Here is a 16,775-nt window from a genome sequence, read left to right as displayed (position 1 = left end):
GGGGGAGGCAGAAAAGCATTGCCCCCTCAAACTCTCGCTAAACTGGCCGATAATGAGCCATCATTCTCAGTGGATGCATGCTTGCCGCTAGGGTCGCAATAGCAGAAAATTCAACAAACTATAATTAGGCATAAGAACCGGTGACAGGAGTAGGGACGTGGATCTAGGGAGCTTGTTAGGTATCGTTTTAGGATTCGGTGTCGTGATTTACGGCATGATCCTCGGTGGCTCGTTGAGCATGTTTATCGATATGCCATCGGTCTATATCACTATTCTTGGCTCAATCTTCATCGCCATGATGAAGTTCAATATCGGGCAGTTTTTTCTGGCTTTCAAGGTGGCAGGCAAAGCCTTTATGTATAAGGGCGACAAGCTCGACGACCTGATCGCCAAAGCCGTTGAACTGGCTGACGCGGCTCGCAAAGGGGGCTTTCTGGCGCTGGAGGCAGCAGAGATCCCCAATGCATTTATGAAAAAAGGGATCGACATGCTGGTGGATGGTCACGATGCCGAAGTGGTGCGCGCCGTGATGGAAAAGGATATCGACCTGACAGCCGAGCGCCATGTCATTGCCATCAAGGTCTTCCGTACCCTTGGGGATCTGGGCCCAGCCATGGGGATGATAGGTACGTTGGTGGGCTTGGTGGCCATGTTGTCAAATATGAGTGACCCCAAATCGATCGGTCCGGCAATGGCGGTGGCCTTGCTTACCACCCTGTACGGAGCGATTGAGGCCAACATGATCGCTATTCCTATTGCTGACAAGCTGGAGCTGCGCAGCGGGGAGGAGAAGCTCAGTCGTACCCTGATCCTTGATGCCATTATGGGGATTCAGGATGGCCAGAACCCGCGGGTGATCCAGTCCATGCTGCAGAACTATCTGAGCCAGTCCAAACGCAATACCGGCGCGGAGTAGGTACCATGTCTGATTGCAAATGTCCCCCCCCCGGTCTTCCTGCCTATATGGGCACCTTTGCCGACCTGATGTCGCTGCTGATGTGCTTCTTCGTGCTGCTGCTCTCCTTTGCCGAGATGGACGTACTCAAGTTCAAGCAGATCGCGGGCTCTATGAAGAATGCTTTCGGAGTGCAGAACATCCTTGAGGTGAAAGATATTCCCAAGGGAACCTCGGTGATTGCCCAGGAGTTCAGGCCCGGTCGCCCTGAGCCCACGCCGATTGATACCGTGATGCAGCAGACCATCGATATGACTCAGACCGAACTGGAGTTTCTGCCCGGCGAGGCGGATCAGGCAGGTGGTCAGGACAAGAGTGATGGCAAGCAGACGGGGGGCGATACCGCGCAGGATGCAAAGAAGGCGCAAGAACAGTCCAATACCCTGGCCAAAGCCCTCGCCGAGCAGATGAAAGATCAGATCCAGGATGGCGCCATCGAAATTGAGGCGCTGGGCCAGCAGATCATCATCCGGATCAGGGAAAAAGCGTCTTTCCCGGCCGGTTCGGCATTTTTGCAGCCACAGTTCTGGCCGGTCATTCGCAAGGTCGCGACCCTGCTCAAGGATGTGCCGGGTGAAATCACCATCTCCGGTCACACCGACAACGTGGCGACCGAAGATGAGCTGTTCCAGTCCAACTGGGAGTTGTCGTCGCAACGGGCGGTGGCGGTGGCGCACCAGATGCTGAAGGTCCCCGGTTTTGATCAGGGGCGACTGGTGGTGCAGGGGATGGCGGATTCCCAGCCATTGGTGCCCAATACCACCCCGGAAAATCGTCGGATGAACCGGCGGGTGGAGATCGCCATCATGCAGGGCAAACCGACCGTTTCGGCCCCCATTTCCGTACCGGAAGGGAAGTAAGCGAGGGGAATGTCGATGACGCAAGTGGGATCTGCATCAGGGGGCTGACGTGGATTTTGTGTTGGCTTCATATTAAGATGCCTCATCCGAACCGATTGCTGCGGCCTCCTTGCAGATGGCCGCAGTTTCTATTTTCAAGCAACCCAGGTTTCGACTATGAATCATACTCCGATGACTGTTCGCGGCGCTGAGAAGCTGCGCGAAGAGCTCGATTATCTCAAGACCGAGCTTCGTCCCCAGATTATCGAAGCGATTGCCGATGCCCGTGAGCACGGTGATCTGAAGGAAAACGCCGAATACCATGCCGCTCGCGAGCAGCAGGGGTTCTGTGAAGGCCGCATTCAGGAGATTGAAGCCAAGCTCTCCAATGCGCAGGTGATCGATGTCACCAAGATGACCAACAACGGCCGCGTTATTTTTGGCGCGACTGTGACTCTGCTCAAGAGCGAGACAGAGGAAGAGGTGGTTTACCGCATCGTGGGTGATGATGAGGCTGATATCAAACAGAACCTCATCTCTGTCAACTCCCCCATTGCCCGCGCCCTGATTGGCAAGGAAGTGGACGATGTTGCAATCGTAAAGACCCCTGCTGGCGATGTGGAATACGAAGTGCTGGAAGTTGCTTATATCTAAGCTAATGCTACAGACAATGAAACAGGGGGGCTTACGCTCCCCTGTTTGTCTTTATCTATGTGATTATTGATAAAAATCAGGACAGATACGCCTCGGTAAAGGCGTCCTGATGGCGCTGAAACAACCAGTGGCGCAGCCGTTCGATGTTGTTTTCGCTCATCTGAAAGCTCAGTGCCCAGGTGGCATGGTCGGCATTGGTTTTGATGCGCCTTACCAGTCGTCCCTGCAGTGGAAGAGGGTCCTCTTGCTCGATGCAGAGCTCGCCGTTGATGGGGGTATCGGCCACCATGTCGATTGGCAAATTTTCCACGATGAGGCCGTTGAGGGAGAGGCTGAGTACCTGAAACAGGCCCAGTTCGCTGCATAGCTTGGCTTTTTGGGTGAGACGCCAGGCGCGCGGTTGGGCAAACCCCAGCTCCCTGATGACCGGTGCAGATAACCGGGGCTCGACGAAGCCATCTTCCCCTTGGGTAAAGCTCAGGGGAAAACGCAGCTGATGGCCTGCGAAGCGGGCTTCGAGTACAAGGTGTTCGGCTTTTTGCAGCAAGCCAAGCATGGGGGCATCGAGGTGACCACTCAGAACATGGGTGTCCTGATTGCTCCCCAAGTCCCGCAGCATGGCCAGCTCATCGTCGGTCAGAATAGGATGGTGAGCCATAATGCGTGTCCGGAAGTATTCATCGCAGGTTAAGGGCTTTGCGACTACTTTGGCAAGCGACTCGGGAAGAAGTGGAATAAGGAAAGAGCGATGCTCTTTCCTTTTACTTGCGGGGCAGCTGGATTTTGGGTTCGTTGGCTTGACGATAAATGGTCAGCACATGACCCATGCTTTGCACCTTGATTGAACCGGTTTCACGGACGATAGCATCCATAACCAGTTGTTTCATTTCGCGATCTTCAGAGGCAACCTTAACCTTGATCAGCTCGTGATGGTTCAGTGCCAGATCGATCTCGGCCAGTACACCTTCGGTCAGACCATGCTGACCCAGCAGGACGACAGGCTTGAGGCTATGGGCAAGGCCCTTGAGGTACTGTTTCTGTTTATTGTTGAGAATCATCGCAATTTCTTCATAAGTCAGGGTTGAAAGGGGCGTATTCTACCCCCACTTAGCCCTTAATACTAATAACCCTTGTGGTTTTTTAAAGTCGATTATCATGACCCAGAAAAAACGTTCCCCCAGTTCAACTCGCTGGTTAAAAGAACATTTCGACGATCAATACGTCAAAAAAGCCCAGAAAATGGGCCTGCGTTCTCGTGCTGTTTTCAAGATTGACGAGATCCAGGGCAAGGATCGCTTGCTGAAACATGGCATGACCGTAGTGGATTTGGGTGCAGCCCCCGGTGGTTGGTCCCAGTTTGCGGTTGAACAGGTTGGTGATTCGGGTCGCGTTATCGCATGTGACATTTTGCCGATGGATCCCATTGCTGGTGTCGATTTCCTGCAAGGGGACTTTCGGGAGGAAACTGTACTCGGCGCTTTGCTGGAGCGAGTGGGTCCCGACAAGGTCGATGTCGTGATGTCTGATATGGCGCCCAACATGAGCGGTACCCAGCAGGTGGATCAGGCTCGCGCCATGTATCTGGTCGAGCTGGCACTGGACATGTGCAATCAGGTATTGCGTAGTGACGGCAGTTTCGTAGTGAAGGTGTTTCAGGGAGAGGGCTTTGATGCCTATCTCAATGAAATTCGTAAACTTTTCTCCGCTGTCAAAATTCGTAAACCAGACTCATCCCGCGCCAGATCACGGGAAGTCTACATTGTGGCTACCGGTTTTAAACTGTAGTACCCTAACCTTCATCGTTAACTGTCAGTCTGCGAGGTTACTGATTTGAGTGACATGGCGAAAAACTTAATCCTGTGGCTGGTCATCGCCGTCGTTTTGATGTCGGTGTTCAATAGCTTCAGCCCCAGCGATACCACCAGTCGCCAGCTGGACTATTCCAGCTTCGTTAAAGAGGTGACCCAAGAGCAGATCCGTGAAGTACGGATGGACGGTAAGGTCATTAATGGCGTCAAGCGTACTGGTGAACGATTTACCACCATCATCCCTGCGCCGGATCCCCAGCTGCTCAACGACATGCTCAATCACAATGTCAAAGTGATGGGCGAGAAGCCGGAAGAGCCGTCTCTGTTGACCTCTATCTTCATCTCCTGGTTCCCGATGCTGCTGCTGATCGGTGTCTGGGTCTTCTTCATGCGTCAGATGCAGGGCGGCGGTGGCAAAGGTGCCATGTCGTTCGGCAAGAGCAAGGCTCGCCTAATGAGCGAAGATCAGATCAAGACCACCTTTGCTGATGTTGCAGGTTGCGATGAAGCCAAGGAAGAGGTGAAGGAGCTGGTCGACTATCTGCGCGACCCGAGCAAATTCCAGAAATTGGGTGGCAAGATCCCGACCGGTGTGCTGCTGGTGGGTCCTCCCGGTACCGGTAAGACCCTGCTGGCCAAGGCCATTGCGGGCGAGGCCAAGGTGCCGTTCTTCACCATCTCAGGTTCCGATTTCGTGGAGATGTTCGTCGGTGTTGGTGCCTCCCGGGTGCGTGACATGTTCGAACAGGCCAAGAAATCTTCCCCCTGCATCATCTTCATCGATGAAATTGATGCGGTCGGTCGTCAGCGTGGCGCCGGTCTGGGTGGTGGTCACGATGAACGTGAGCAGACCCTTAACCAGATGCTGGTCGAGATGGATGGCTTTGAAGGCAATGAAGGCATTATCGTCATCGCTGCCACCAACCGTCCTGACGTACTGGATCCGGCACTGCTGCGTCCGGGCCGTTTCGACCGTCAGGTTGTGGTCGGTCTGCCGGATGTCCGTGGTCGCGAGCAGATCCTGAAAGTGCACATGCGCAAAGTTCCGTTGGCGGATGACGTGAATCCGGCACTGATTGCCCGTGGTACCCCCGGTTTCTCCGGTGCGGATTTGGCCAACCTGGTCAACGAAGCTGCCCTCTTCTCCGCCCGTGAGAGCCGCCGAGTGGTCTCCATGGCCGAGTTCGAGAAGGCCAAGGACAAGATCATGATGGGTGCGGAACGCCGCTCCATGGTGATGAAAGAGTCCGAGAAAGAGATGACTGCATATCATGAGGCTGGTCACGCCATCATTGGTCGTCTGGTTCCGGATCATGACCCGGTTTACAAGGTCTCCATCATTCCGCGCGGTCGTGCGCTGGGTGTGACCATGTATCTGCCGGAGCAGGATCGCTGGAGCCACTCCAAGCAGCATCTGGAGTCAATGATCTCCAGCCTGTATGGCGGTCGCCTGGCAGAAGAGCTGATCTATGGTGCCGAGAAGGTATCGACCGGCGCGTCCAACGATATCGAGCGGGCGACCGACATTGCACGCAAGATGGTGACCCAGTGGGGTATGTCCGAGCGTCTCGGCCCAATGCTCTATGCGGAAGAAGATGGCGAGGTGTTCCTCGGTCGCAGCATGGCCAAGGCCAAGCACATGTCCGACGATACCGCTCGCGTTATCGATGCCGAAGTCAAGCAGGTCATCGACCGCAACTACGCCCGTTCCAAGCAGATCCTGCTGGATAATATGGACGTGTTGCACAGCATGAAAGATGCGCTGATGAAGTACGAAACCATCGATGCCAAGCAGATCGATGATCTGATGGCCCGTCGCGAGGTTCGTGCTCCGAGCAACTGGCATGACGAGCACGGTGATACCCCGCAAGGCGGTTCCACCGTGGCTGCCGAGGCCAAGCCTGCCGATGAGGCTGCACCGGTGGCGGATGTCACTATCGACAAAGCCAACGACGCTCCGGCCAAATAATTGTGACTCTCCAAACCCCGGGCTTGCCCGGGGTTTTTCTTTATCAGATGGACGTGAAAATGCAGTTAACCAGCAAGGGGCTCAGCCTCTCCCTCGATCGTCCCCATGTGATGGGGATCCTCAATGTGACGCCCGACTCCTTCTCCGATGGCGGTAATTTCAACCAGTTTGAACGGGCAATGGCCCATGCGCGCCAGATGGTCTCTGACGGTGCGACCCTCATCGACATCGGTGGCGAGTCAACCCGCCCTGGCGCGCCCGATGTGAGCGAGCAGGAGGAGCTGGACAGGGTCATTCCTGTCGTGGAGCAGATGGTTCGTGAGCTGGATGTGATGATCTCCCTCGATACCTCCAAAGCGGCTGTGATGCGGGAGGGTTGCAAGGCGGGTGCCCATCTGATCAACGATGTGCGGGCGCTGCAAGAGCCTGGAGCGCTGCAGGCCGCGGCCGAAGCGCGGGTTCCGGTCTGTCTGATGCATATGCAGGGGCAGCCGAGAACCATGCAAGTCGAGCCGCACTATGACGACCTGATTGGGGAGGTACGCGCCTTCTTTGATGAGCGTATTGCGGCTTGTCTGGCGGTCGGGATCCGTCGTGAAGAGCTGTTGCTGGATCCGGGATATGGCTTTGGCAAAACCCTTGCACACAACTATCAGCTGTTGGCGGCTCAAAAGGAACTGCTTGATTATGGCTTGCCGCTATTGGTGGGGATGTCGCGAAAGTCTATGATAGGCAACCTGCTGGGCCGTCCGGTGGATGAGCGTCTGGCGGGCAGTCTGGCATGCGCCCTTATCGGCATGCAGCATGGGGCCCGCATCATCAGGGTACACGATGTACGGGAGACCATGGACGCATTGCGCGTCGGTTGGCTGGCAATGACGGGACAAGATTTTATTTCCAAATAATAAAGAGAACAGACAATGGCAAGAAAGTATTTCGGTACCGATGGTGTGCGCGGCAAGGTTGGCGAATACCCGATCACCCCTGATTTTGTAATGAAATTGGGTTGGGCTGCCGGCAAGGTGCTCTCCAAGAAGGGCACCAAAAAGGTGCTGATTGGCAAAGATACCCGCATCTCCGGTTACATGCTGGAATCCGCGCTGGAAGCGGGGCTCTCCGCGGCAGGCCTTAAAGCCATTCTGATGGGACCCATGCCAACACCGGCGGTTGCCTACCTGACTCGCACCTTCCGTGCCGAAGCTGGCATCGTCATCAGCGCTTCCCACAACCCCTTCTATGACAACGGCATCAAGTTCTTCTCCGCCGATGGCACCAAGCTGCCCGATGATGTCGAGCTGGCGATCGAAGCCGAGCTGGATCACGAGCTCAAGTGTGTCGAGTCTGCCGAACTTGGCAAAGCGGTGCGCATTGATGATGCCGCCGGTCGCTATATCGAATTTTGCAAGAGCACCTTCCCCTCCCACATGAATCTGGATGGGGTGAAAATGGTGGTCGACTGTGGCCACGGCGCCACTTACCACATTGCGCCGTCGGTTTTCCGCGAGCTGGGTGCCGAAGTGATCACCATGGGCTGTGCCCCGGATGGTCTCAACATCAACGATGGTGTCGGTTCGACTGCGCCTGACGCACTGGTTGCCAAGGTGCTGGAGTGCAAGGCCGATCTGGGGGTTGCCTTTGATGGTGATGGTGACCGTCTGATCATGGTCGACCATACCGGCTATCTCATCGACGGTGATGAAGTGCTCTATATCATCGCGCGCGATGCCCTGCGCAATGGTCGACTCAAAGGCGGTGTCGTCGGCACCCTGATGGCCAACATGGGTCTGGAGCTGGCGCTGCAAACCCTGGGTATTCCGTTTGCCCGTGCCAAGGTGGGTGACCGCTATGTGCTGGAGATGATGGAAGAGAAGGGCTGGCGCATCGGTGGCGAGAACTCCGGCCACATTATCTGTCTTGATCAAACCACTACGGGTGATGGCATCGTGGCCGCCTTGCAGGTACTTACCGCCATGCGCAGTGCCGAGATGCCGCTTGCCAAGCTGCGCTCCGGCATGAGCAAGTTCCCGCAGGTGCTGGTGAATGTTCGCTTTGCCGAAGGCAAGGATCCGCTGGCCGCTGATGCTGTCATGGCTGAGGTTGCCAAGGTGGAACAGGAGCTGGCTGGTCGTGGTCGCGTACTGTTGCGTAAATCAGGTACCGAACCGCTGATCCGGGTCATGGTCGAAGGGGAGCATGAACAGCAGGTGCGTGATATGGCTCAGCGCATCGCCAAGCAGGTTGAATCGGCGTTTTAATGAACAGTTGGGGCGGCTTTTTAGCCGCCCTGGTTGTATCTTGTTCAAACGATTCAAAAATTTAAAAATAGCACTTGTCAGCTGAGCATCCTCTGGATATTATCAGCCCCGCTTTCGCAAGGGAGTTGCCGATGGGACATCGCAAGCCGTTTGTAGCAGCCAACTGGAAGTTGCACGGTAGTAAGTCGCAGTTAGAGCAGTTTACGAGTCAGTGCCTAAACGGCGTTGACGGAAAAGTAGATGTGGTTCTCTGTCCTTCCCATGTGCATCTCGACTTTAGCGCTTCACTGCTTAATGAGCAGAAGGTAATAAAGTTGGGGGCTCAGAATGTGAGTCAGCACGCGACTGGCGCTTACACTGGAGAAATCTCGTGTCGGATGCTGGTAGAGGCAGGGTGTCATTACGTATTGGTAGGGCACTCCGAGCGCAGGCGTCTCTTTGGTGAGACCAGTTTTATCGTCGCAGAGAAGTTTGCGGCAGCCAGAGCGGCAGGCTTGATTCCAATCCTCTGTTTAGGTGAATCAGGTGCGGCTAGGCAGGCGAGAAGAGCCTTCGAGGTGATCGCTGAAGAGCTGGATATCGTCATAGAGAAAAATGGCGCGATGGCTTTCGATAATGCTATCATCGCCTACGAGCCGATTTGGGCTGTAGGTACAGGTAAATGCGCCACACCCGAGCAGGCACAAGAGGTTCATTCCTTTATACGTGGTCGCTTGGCGGAGGATACTCCGGTAATAGGTGAGAAAGTTAGAATCATCTATGGTGGGAGCGTAACGCCGAGCAACGCGAGAGATTTGTTTGCACAGCCCGATATTGATGGCGGACTGATTGGCGGAGCAAGCCTCGATAGCGATGCGTTTTTAGGAATTGTTGAAGCGGCAAAGGGTGCAAGTTAAATGTACGAGATTCTTCTAGTCGTTTATCTGCTGGTTTCACTGGCTCTGATTGGTCTGGTGATGATTCAGCAAGGTAAAGGGGCTGATATGGGCGCCTCCTTCGGCGCAGGGGCATCGAACACAGTATTCGGCTCCGGTGGTTCAGGCAGTTTCCTGACCCGAACAACAGCAATTTTGGCTACTCTGTTTTTCGTTATCAGCCTGGTGCTTGGATCTATGTCCAGCAATAAGGTAAAGCAGGGTAGTGAGTGGGAAAATCTGCAACAAACCCAACAGGTTGAGCAGACCAAAGCGCCAGTGAAGAAAGATACTGACGTTCCCGAGTAAGAGTTTTGCCGTGGTGGTGGAATTGGTAGACACGCTATCTTGAGGGGGTAGTGCTCTAGGGTGTGCGGGTTCGAGTCCCGCCCACGGCACCAATTAAGCAGTGAGCTCGGGAAACCGAGTGTATTATAGCCAGTCAGTCTTGTATCGAGAGAGTGAAGTGGCTATAATCTCGCACGATTTCGGACGCGGGGTGGAGCAGCATGGTAGCTCGTCGGGCTCATAACCCGAAGGTCGTCGGTTCAAATCCGGCCCCCGCAACCAAATTTCACGCATTTCCTACGCTCAGGAAGGCGGTCGCTGCGAGGCGACAATCAGGGTAAAGCGCCAAGCCCCGATTTGACATCGGGGCTTTTTGTTATGTGCAATTTACTCTGAATCGATATCTATCTGGGCTTTATGCCCTTTTTTTGTTTTTCGGAGGGTGACTTTGGCTACGTTGGAACAACGTTTGACCGATCTGCTCGAGGCTCCGGTCGTTGCCTTGGGTTTTGAACTTTGGGGTATTGAGTTTATCCGCGCGGGTAAACACTCCACCTTGCGTGTCTATATCGACGGCGAGCAGGGTGTGACTGTCGAGAACTGTGCTGAAGTCAGCCATCAGGTTGGCGCCATCATGGACGTCGAAGATCCCATCACCGAGGAGTACTACCTCGAGGTATCCTCCCCAGGCCTGGATCGTCCCCTGTTCAAGGTTGCCCATTTCGAAAAATACGTTGGCCAAGAGGCGGCGGTAACGCTTCGGATGGCAACAAACAACCGCCGCAAGTTCAAAGGCGTAATCAAAGCTGTGCAAGGCGACATGATCACCCTGACAGTAGATGGTAAGGACGACGTGTTGGCTTTCACCAATATCCAAAAAGCGAACATAGTGCCGAACTTTGGTTAACGAGGCTATCGGATATGAATAAAGAGATTTTGCTGGTCGTTGACGCAGTATCCAACGAGAAAGCGGTACCCCGCGAGAAGATCTTCCAGGCTCTGGAAACCGCGCTGGCGACTGCGACCAAGAAGAAATATGAAGGCGAGATTGAAGTTCGGGTCGAAATCGATCGCAAGACCGGTGACTACGACACTTATCGCCGCTGGGTAGTCATTGCGGATCAAGCCGCGATGGAGAACCCCTACGCGGAAATCACCTTGGAAGCGGCGCAGATCGATCAGCCGGAAATCCAGATCGGTGAGTATGTTGAAGACCAGATTGACTCTGTGACCTTCGACCGTATCACTACCCAGACCGCCAAGCAGGTTATCGTGCAGAAAGTGCGCGAAGCCGAGCGTTCACAAGTAGTTGATCAGTTTAAAGATAAAGAAGGCACCATCATCAGTGGTGTGGTCAAGAAGAGCAACCGCGACAACGTCATCCTGGATCTGGGCAGCAATGCTGAAGCCGTGATCTTCCGTGATGACATGCTGCCGCGTGAAACCTTCCGCCCGGGCGACCGTGTCCGTGGCCTGCTGTATGCAGTGCGTCCGGAAGCCCGTGGTTCCCAGCTTTTTGTCAGCCGTTCCAGCCCGGACTTCCTGAAAGAGCTGTTCCGTATCGAAGTACCGGAGATCGGTGAAGAGATGATCGAAATCATGGGCGCTGCCCGTGATCCGGGTTCCCGCGCCAAGATCGCGGTGAAGACCAACGATCGTCGTATCGACCCGATCGGTGCCTGTATCGGTATGCGTGGTGCCCGTGTGCAAGCTGTCTCCGCCGAGCTGAGCGGTGAGCGTGCAGACATCGTGCTGTACGATGACAACCCGGCCCAGTACGTGATCAATGCCATGGCACCTGCCGATGTGGCCTCCATCATCGTTGATGAAGACAACCACACCATGGATATCGCCGTGGAAGCTGCCAACCTGGCTCAGGCCATCGGTCGCAATGGTCAGAACGTGCGTCTGGCCTCCCAGCTGACCGGTTGGGAGCTGAACGTGATGACCGTTGAGGACATGCGTGCCAAGCACCAGGCCGAAAACGACCGCATCATGAACCTGTTCACCAGCACTCTGGATATCGACGACGATTTCGCCGGTCTGCTGATGGAAGAGGGCTTCTCTACCCTGGAAGAGATCGCCTTTGTACCGGTCAACGAGCTGCTGGCTATCGACGGTCTGGATGAAGACATGGTCGAAGAGCTGCGCAAGCGCGCCAAAGATGCCCTGACTACCAAGGCACTGGCCAAAGAAGAGTCTTTCGATGGCGTTGAGCCGTCCGAAGAGCTGCTCAATCTGAACGGTCTGAGCCGCGAACTGGCTTACGCTCTGGCGGGCCGTGGCGTGGGCACCCTGGAAGATTTGGCTGAGCAAGGTATCGATGACCTTGCTGATATTGAAGGGCTGACTGCCGAGAAGGCAGGTGAGCTCATTATGGCTGCTCGCAATATCTGTTGGTTCGGAGAAGAGCAGTCCGAGTAAGATCAAACGGAGGAAAATGAATGGCAGAAGTATCAGTCAAACAACTTGCCACTGACATCGACACACCGGTTGATCGTCTTCTCCAGCAGTTTGTCGATGCCGGTATCAGCAAGAGCAAGGCCGACGACATGGTCAGCGAGTCTGAGAAACAGGCTCTGCTGGCACACCTGAAGAAACAGCATGGAGGTGACGAGGTCGCCGCTCCTGCCCGCATGACCTTGCAGCGCAAGACCAAGAGCACCATCAGTGTTCAGGGGACTGGCGGCAAGAACAAGGAAGTGCAGGTAGAAGTGCGCAAGTCTCGCACCTATGTAAGACGCTCGGCGCTGGAAGATGAACAGCGTCAGGCGGAAGCCGAGGAAACAGCGCGTTTGGAAGCAGAAGAAAAAGCTCGTCGCGAGGCCGAAGAGAAGGCCCGTCTCGAAGCTGAAGAGAAGGCTCGCCGTGAGGCTGAGCAAGCTCGTCGTGAAGCTGAGGAAAAGGCGCGGATCGAGGCACAATCAAAGGCTCGACAGGCTTCACAGCCCGCCAAAGCAGCCAGTAGCACAGCTCAGCAAGAGGCAGAAAAGATGGCCAAGCGCGAAGCAGAAGAACTGAAGCGCCAACAGGAACAAACAGCTTTGAAAAAAGCTGAAGAACTCGCCGCGAAGAAAGCCGAAGAGGCTCGTCTCATGGCGGAACAGAACGCAGCCCGCTGGGCTGAAGAAGAGGCCGCTCGCGCCAAAGAGAGCAGCGACTACCATCTGACCACCAACAAGCATGCGCAAGCCGCAGAAGACGAGTTGGATCGGAAAGAAGAGACCAGCCGCCGCACTGCCGCAGCTGCCAAGGCACCGAAGAAAGCCGGTCGTCGTGAAGATGATCGCGACTCTCGCAACCCGCGTGCCCGCAAAGGCAAGCGCGGCAAGGTCGCAATGCCGAACGCCATGAAGCACGGCTTCAACAAGCCGGCTGCCGTGGTGAACCGCGACGTCGTCATCGGCGAGACCATCACTGTGGCCGAGCTGGCCAACAAGATGGCCGTCAAGGGCGTTGAAGTCATCAAGGTGATGATGAAGATGGGTGCCATGGCCACCATCAACCAGGTGATCGATCAGGAGACCGCTCAGCTGGTCGCCGAGGAGATGGGTCACAAGGTTGTGTTGCGTCGTGAGAACGAGCTGGAAGAGGCGGTACTGTCCGATCGTGACGAGACCTCCGAAGCCAAGCCGCGCGCACCGGTCGTTACCATCATGGGTCACGTTGACCATGGTAAGACCTCGCTGCTCGACTACATTCGTAAAGCCAAGGTTGCTGCTGGCGAAGCCGGTGGTATTACCCAGCATATCGGTGCTTACCACGTCCAGACCGACAGTGGCATGATCACCTTCCTGGATACCCCTGGTCACGCGGCGTTTACCTCCATGCGTGCTCGTGGTGCCAAGGCGACCGATATCGTTGTTCTGGTTGTTGCAGCTGACGACGGCGTGATGCCGCAAACCATCGAAGCTATCCAGCACGCCAAGGCTGCCGGTGTGCCGCTGGTTGTGGCGGTCAACAAGATCGACAAGCCGGAAGCGGATCCGGATCGCGTCAAGACCGAACTGGCCCGTTACAACGTCATGTCCGAAGATTGGGGTGGAGACTGCCAGTTCGTGCACGTGTCCGCCAAGTCTGGCGAAGGCATCGACGACCTGCTGGAAGCCATCCTGATCCAGGCTGAAGTACTGGAGCTGAAAGCGGTGGTTGATGGCATGGCCAACGGCGTCGTGATCGAATCCTTCCTGGATAAAGGTCGTGGTCCGGTTGCGACCGTACTGGTACAAGAAGGTACTCTGCGTCAGGGCGACATCGTTCTGTGTGGTCTCGAGTACGGCCGTGTTCGCGCCATGCGTGACGAACTGGGTCGCGAGATCAAGGAAGCGGGTCCGTCCCTGCCGGTGGAAATTCTGGGTCTGTCCGGTGTTCCCTCTGCCGGTGACGAAGCCACCGTTGTCCGTGACGAGAAGAAAGCCCGTGAAGTGGCGCTCTATCGTCAGGGCAAGTTCCGCGAAGTCAAGCTGGCTCGCCAGCAGAAGGCCAAGCTGGAAAACATGTTCGCCAACATGACCGAGGGCGAAGTGTCCGAAGTGAACGTGGTGATCAAGGCCGACGTACAAGGTTCTGTGGAAGCGATCTGCGATGCGCTGGTCAAACTCTCCACCGACGAAGTGAAGGTGAAGATCGTGGGTTCCGGCGTAGGTGGTATCACCGAAACCGACGCGACCCTGGCTGCTGCTTCCAGCGCCATCCTGGTTGGTTTCAACGTCCGTGCCGACGCATCTGCGCGCAAGGTCATCGAATCCGAGAGCCTGGATCTGCGTTACTACTCCGTCATCTATGACCTGATCGACGAAGTGAAGCAGGCCATGAGCGGCAAGCTGGCCCCTGAGTATCGTCAGGAAATCATCGGTCTGGCTGAAGTGCGTAGCGTCTTCAAGTCTCCGAAGTTCGGCGCCGTTGCCGGCTGTATGGTTACCGAAGGTGTGGTCAAGCGTTCCAACCGTATCCGCGTTCTGCGTGACAACGTGGTTATCTATGAAGGCGAGCTGGAATCCCTGCGCCGCTTCAAGGATGACGTCAACGAAGTTCGCAACGGCTACGAGTGTGGTATCGCGGTCAAGAACTACAACGACGTGCGCGAAGGCGACCAGATCGAAGTTTACGAGACTGTTGAAATCCAACGGACTCTGTAAGCCGAGAGTTAGACAAAATAGGGGGCCGCGGCCCCCTTTTATCGCAGGATAGAATATGGCCAGAGAATTCAGCCGGACCCGTCGGGTCGGACAGCAGATCCAGCGTGAAATTGCGCTGATCCTGCAGCGCGAGGTGAAAGACCCGCGCATCGGCATGGTGACCGTTTCCGATGTGGAAGTGTCCCGTGACCTCAACTATGCCAAGATTTACGTCACCTTCTTGCAGCTGGAAAATGATGCCGAGCGCATCAAGGAAGGCTTGCAGGGTCTGACCGAAGCAGCCGGATATATCCGTAGTCTGCTGGGCAGTGCCATGCGTCTGCGCGTGGTGCCCGAGCTGCGTTTCTACTACGACCAGACCCTGGTCGAGGGGATGCGTCTCTCCAACCTGGTGACCAACACTGTGCGTGAAGACAAGCGTCGCATGGCCGAATCCGGCCGTGATGAAGAAGCTGAATCCGCACCGGATGACACGACTGAGGATAAAGCCTGAGATGACCCGAAGACGTCGTTTCAAGGGCCGTGATGTGCACGGCATTCTGCTGCTGGACAAGCCGACCGGCCTGACCTCCAACGATGTGTTGCAGAAGGTCAAGCGCATCTACAACGCCGCCAAGGCCGGTCACACCGGCGCACTGGATCCGCTGGCGACCGGCATGCTGCCGATCTGCCTCGGCGAGGCCACCAAGTTCTCCCAGTATCTGCTGGAAGCGGACAAACGCTATGAGGTGACCGCCAAACTGGGCGAGCGCACCAACACCAGCGACTCTGATGGTGAGGTGGTCTCCACCCGTCCGGTGAACGTGGCTGTCGGTACCCTGATCGAGGCGCTGGACCAGTTCCGCGGCCCCATCATGCAGGTGCCCTCCATGTACTCCGCGCTCAAGCACAACGGCCGTCCGCTCTACGAATATGCCCGCGAAGGTATCGAAATTGAGCGTGAAGCCCGTCCCATCACCGTATTCGAGCTCAAACTGCTGAGCTTCGAAGGTGATGAAGTGCGCCTTGAAGTGCACTGCAGCAAGGGCACCTACATCCGCTCTCTGGTTGATGATCTGGGTGAAGTGCTGGGTTGTGGCGCCCACGTGACCCAGTTGCGCCGTACCCAGGTGGCCAGCTATCCGTACGAGCGGATGCTGACTCTGGAGCAACTCGAGTGCATCTTCGAGCAGGCCAAGGCCGAGAGCATCCCGCCGCGCGAGCAGCTGGATCCGCTGTTGCTGCCGATGGACACCGCCGTAGCAAGTTTGCCCGAGGTGAACATGCTGGCGGTTGTGGCTGCCTATGTGAATCAGGGCCAGGCCGTGCAGGTAGCGGGTGCGCCGCAAAGCGGTCAGGTTCGCATGACGGTCGGCCCGGAGCGCGAGTTCATCGGGGTTGGCGAGATTGATGATGATGGCCGCGTCGCTCCCAAGCGACTGGTGCGTTATCACGACGAGGAGTGATCCTCAGGCGGTATCAGGGCGTCTTTCCCGTTTCGCCTCTTTATCGTTGCGAAAAGGGGCGGGGACGATTATGATACCGCCCTCATTTCACGGCTGAATTAGAGATTGGCTGTGAACCTTTAAACACTCTACTGGAGTATTACCATGTCTCTAAATGCTGAGATCAAAGCTCAAATCGTTGCTGACAACGCTCGTTGCGCCAACGACACCGGTTCCCCCGAAGTGCAAGTTGCCCTGCTGACTGCCCAGATCAACCATCTGCAAGGTCACTTCAAAGAGCACTCCAAGGACCACCACGGTCGTCGCGGTCTGCTGCGCATGGTTTCCCAGCGTCGTAAGCTGCTGGACTACCTGAAGCGTAAAGATTCCGAGCGTTATGCTGCTCTGATCGCCAAGCTGGGTCTGCGTCGTTAATCGACCATCAGATTTCGCGAAAAAGGGGAACCGTCAGGTTCCCCTTTTTTATTGCTCTTCAAGCCGTTGCCTGCTTCACAGAATTCGCGTCGCCGC

The 16,775-nt window shown here is 55.8% G+C and carries 17 protein-coding genes and 2 tRNA genes; 17 read left to right on the top strand and 2 right to left on the bottom strand.

Features of this window, described 5'->3' with window-relative positions; genetic code table 11:
* Positions 1 to 157 precede the first annotated feature (157 nt).
* The 3 genes from pomA to greA all read left to right on the top strand — a co-directional run bounded on the left by pomA (position 158) and on the right by greA (position 2,448).
* On the top strand, positions 158 to 916 hold the full coding sequence (pomA, locus tag ACB035_RS07200) for a flagellar motor protein PomA (RefSeq protein ID WP_005338837.1): 759 nt from the start codon (positions 158 to 160) through the stop codon (positions 914 to 916).
* A 5-nt stretch (positions 917 to 921) separates the two neighbouring features.
* Positions 922 to 1,815 carry a flagellar motor protein MotB gene (locus ACB035_RS07195; RefSeq protein ID WP_031227624.1) on the top strand — a complete coding sequence of 298 codons (894 nt, stop codon included), beginning with the start codon at positions 922 to 924 and terminating at the stop codon, positions 1,813 to 1,815.
* Between the two features lie 156 nt (positions 1,816 to 1,971).
* Positions 1,972 to 2,448, top strand: coding sequence for a transcription elongation factor GreA (gene greA / locus ACB035_RS07190; RefSeq protein WP_005343528.1), 477 nt, complete (start codon positions 1,972 to 1,974; stop codon positions 2,446 to 2,448).
* A gap of 76 nt (positions 2,449 to 2,524) precedes the next feature.
* Here the strand turns inward: greA and ACB035_RS07185 are convergent, their stop codons facing one another.
* Positions 2,525 to 3,106 (bottom strand): PilZ domain-containing protein, encoded by a 582-nt coding sequence (locus ACB035_RS07185; RefSeq protein ID WP_371166970.1) that lies wholly within the window; start codon positions 3,104 to 3,106, stop codon positions 2,525 to 2,527.
* Positions 3,107 to 3,209: 103 nt separating this feature from the next.
* Positions 3,210 to 3,506 (bottom strand): ribosome assembly RNA-binding protein YhbY, encoded by a 297-nt coding sequence (gene yhbY, locus ACB035_RS07180; RefSeq protein ID WP_005338829.1) that lies wholly within the window; start codon positions 3,504 to 3,506, stop codon positions 3,210 to 3,212.
* Between the two features lie 97 nt (positions 3,507 to 3,603).
* On the opposite strand from yhbY, the gene rlmE reads away from it, so the two are divergent.
* The 14 genes from rlmE to rpsO all read left to right on the top strand — a co-directional run bounded on the left by rlmE (position 3,604) and on the right by rpsO (position 16,679).
* Positions 3,604 to 4,233, top strand: a complete 630-nt coding sequence (gene rlmE / locus ACB035_RS07175) for a 23S rRNA (uridine(2552)-2'-O)-methyltransferase RlmE (protein ID WP_005338828.1) — start codon at positions 3,604 to 3,606, stop codon at positions 4,231 to 4,233.
* A gap of 45 nt (positions 4,234 to 4,278) precedes the next feature.
* Positions 4,279 to 6,225, top strand: coding sequence for an ATP-dependent zinc metalloprotease FtsH (gene ftsH, locus ACB035_RS07170; RefSeq protein ID WP_005343537.1), 1,947 nt, complete (start codon positions 4,279 to 4,281; stop codon positions 6,223 to 6,225).
* 59 nt (positions 6,226 to 6,284) lie between these two features.
* Entirely contained in the window at positions 6,285 to 7,130 is an 846-nt protein-coding gene (gene folP / locus ACB035_RS07165; RefSeq protein ID WP_139405726.1) for a dihydropteroate synthase, read from the top strand.
* A gap of 15 nt (positions 7,131 to 7,145) precedes the next feature.
* The gene (glmM, locus tag ACB035_RS07160; RefSeq protein ID WP_005338823.1) at positions 7,146 to 8,480 is read left to right on the top strand and encodes a phosphoglucosamine mutase; all 1,335 of its coding nucleotides are present in this window, start codon (positions 7,146 to 7,148) and stop codon (positions 8,478 to 8,480) included.
* 131 nt (positions 8,481 to 8,611) lie between these two features.
* Positions 8,612 to 9,376: a triose-phosphate isomerase gene (tpiA, locus tag ACB035_RS07155; RefSeq protein WP_279503662.1), complete on the top strand. Its 765-nt coding sequence runs from the start codon at positions 8,612 to 8,614 to the stop codon at positions 9,374 to 9,376.
* On the top strand, positions 9,377 to 9,703 hold the full coding sequence (gene secG, locus ACB035_RS07150; RefSeq protein WP_005338811.1) for a preprotein translocase subunit SecG: 327 nt from the start codon (positions 9,377 to 9,379) through the stop codon (positions 9,701 to 9,703).
* A gap of 7 nt (positions 9,704 to 9,710) precedes the next feature.
* Positions 9,711 to 9,795 (top strand) — tRNA-Leu (locus ACB035_RS07145).
* Positions 9,796 to 9,887: 92 nt separating this feature from the next.
* Positions 9,888 to 9,964: transfer RNA gene (locus tag ACB035_RS07140), tRNA-Met, on the top strand.
* 166 nt (positions 9,965 to 10,130) lie between these two features.
* The gene (gene rimP / locus ACB035_RS07135) at positions 10,131 to 10,589 is read left to right on the top strand and encodes a ribosome maturation factor RimP (protein ID WP_005338809.1); all 459 of its coding nucleotides are present in this window, start codon (positions 10,131 to 10,133) and stop codon (positions 10,587 to 10,589) included.
* 14 nt (positions 10,590 to 10,603) lie between these two features.
* Positions 10,604 to 12,106, top strand: coding sequence for a transcription termination factor NusA (nusA, locus tag ACB035_RS07130; protein WP_005338808.1), 1,503 nt, complete (start codon positions 10,604 to 10,606; stop codon positions 12,104 to 12,106).
* A gap of 20 nt (positions 12,107 to 12,126) precedes the next feature.
* The gene (infB, locus tag ACB035_RS07125; RefSeq protein WP_005338806.1) at positions 12,127 to 14,820 is read left to right on the top strand and encodes a translation initiation factor IF-2; all 2,694 of its coding nucleotides are present in this window, start codon (positions 12,127 to 12,129) and stop codon (positions 14,818 to 14,820) included.
* Between the two features lie 55 nt (positions 14,821 to 14,875).
* Positions 14,876 to 15,313, top strand: coding sequence for a 30S ribosome-binding factor RbfA (gene rbfA / locus ACB035_RS07120; protein WP_005338799.1), 438 nt, complete (start codon positions 14,876 to 14,878; stop codon positions 15,311 to 15,313).
* Position 15,314: 1 nt separating this feature from the next.
* Entirely contained in the window at positions 15,315 to 16,265 is a 951-nt protein-coding gene (gene truB / locus ACB035_RS07115; protein WP_005338798.1) for a tRNA pseudouridine(55) synthase TruB, read from the top strand.
* Between the two features lie 144 nt (positions 16,266 to 16,409).
* Positions 16,410 to 16,679, top strand: coding sequence for a 30S ribosomal protein S15 (rpsO, locus tag ACB035_RS07110; protein WP_005338797.1), 270 nt, complete (start codon positions 16,410 to 16,412; stop codon positions 16,677 to 16,679).
* Positions 16,680 to 16,775 lie beyond the last annotated feature (96 nt).

The organism is Aeromonas sp. S12(2024), assembly GCF_041402305.1.
GTDB lineage: Bacteria > Pseudomonadota > Gammaproteobacteria > Enterobacterales > Aeromonadaceae > Aeromonas > Aeromonas veronii.
Note: the sequence above shows the minus strand (reverse complement) of the source record. Positions and strands in the feature narration are given on the sequence as shown.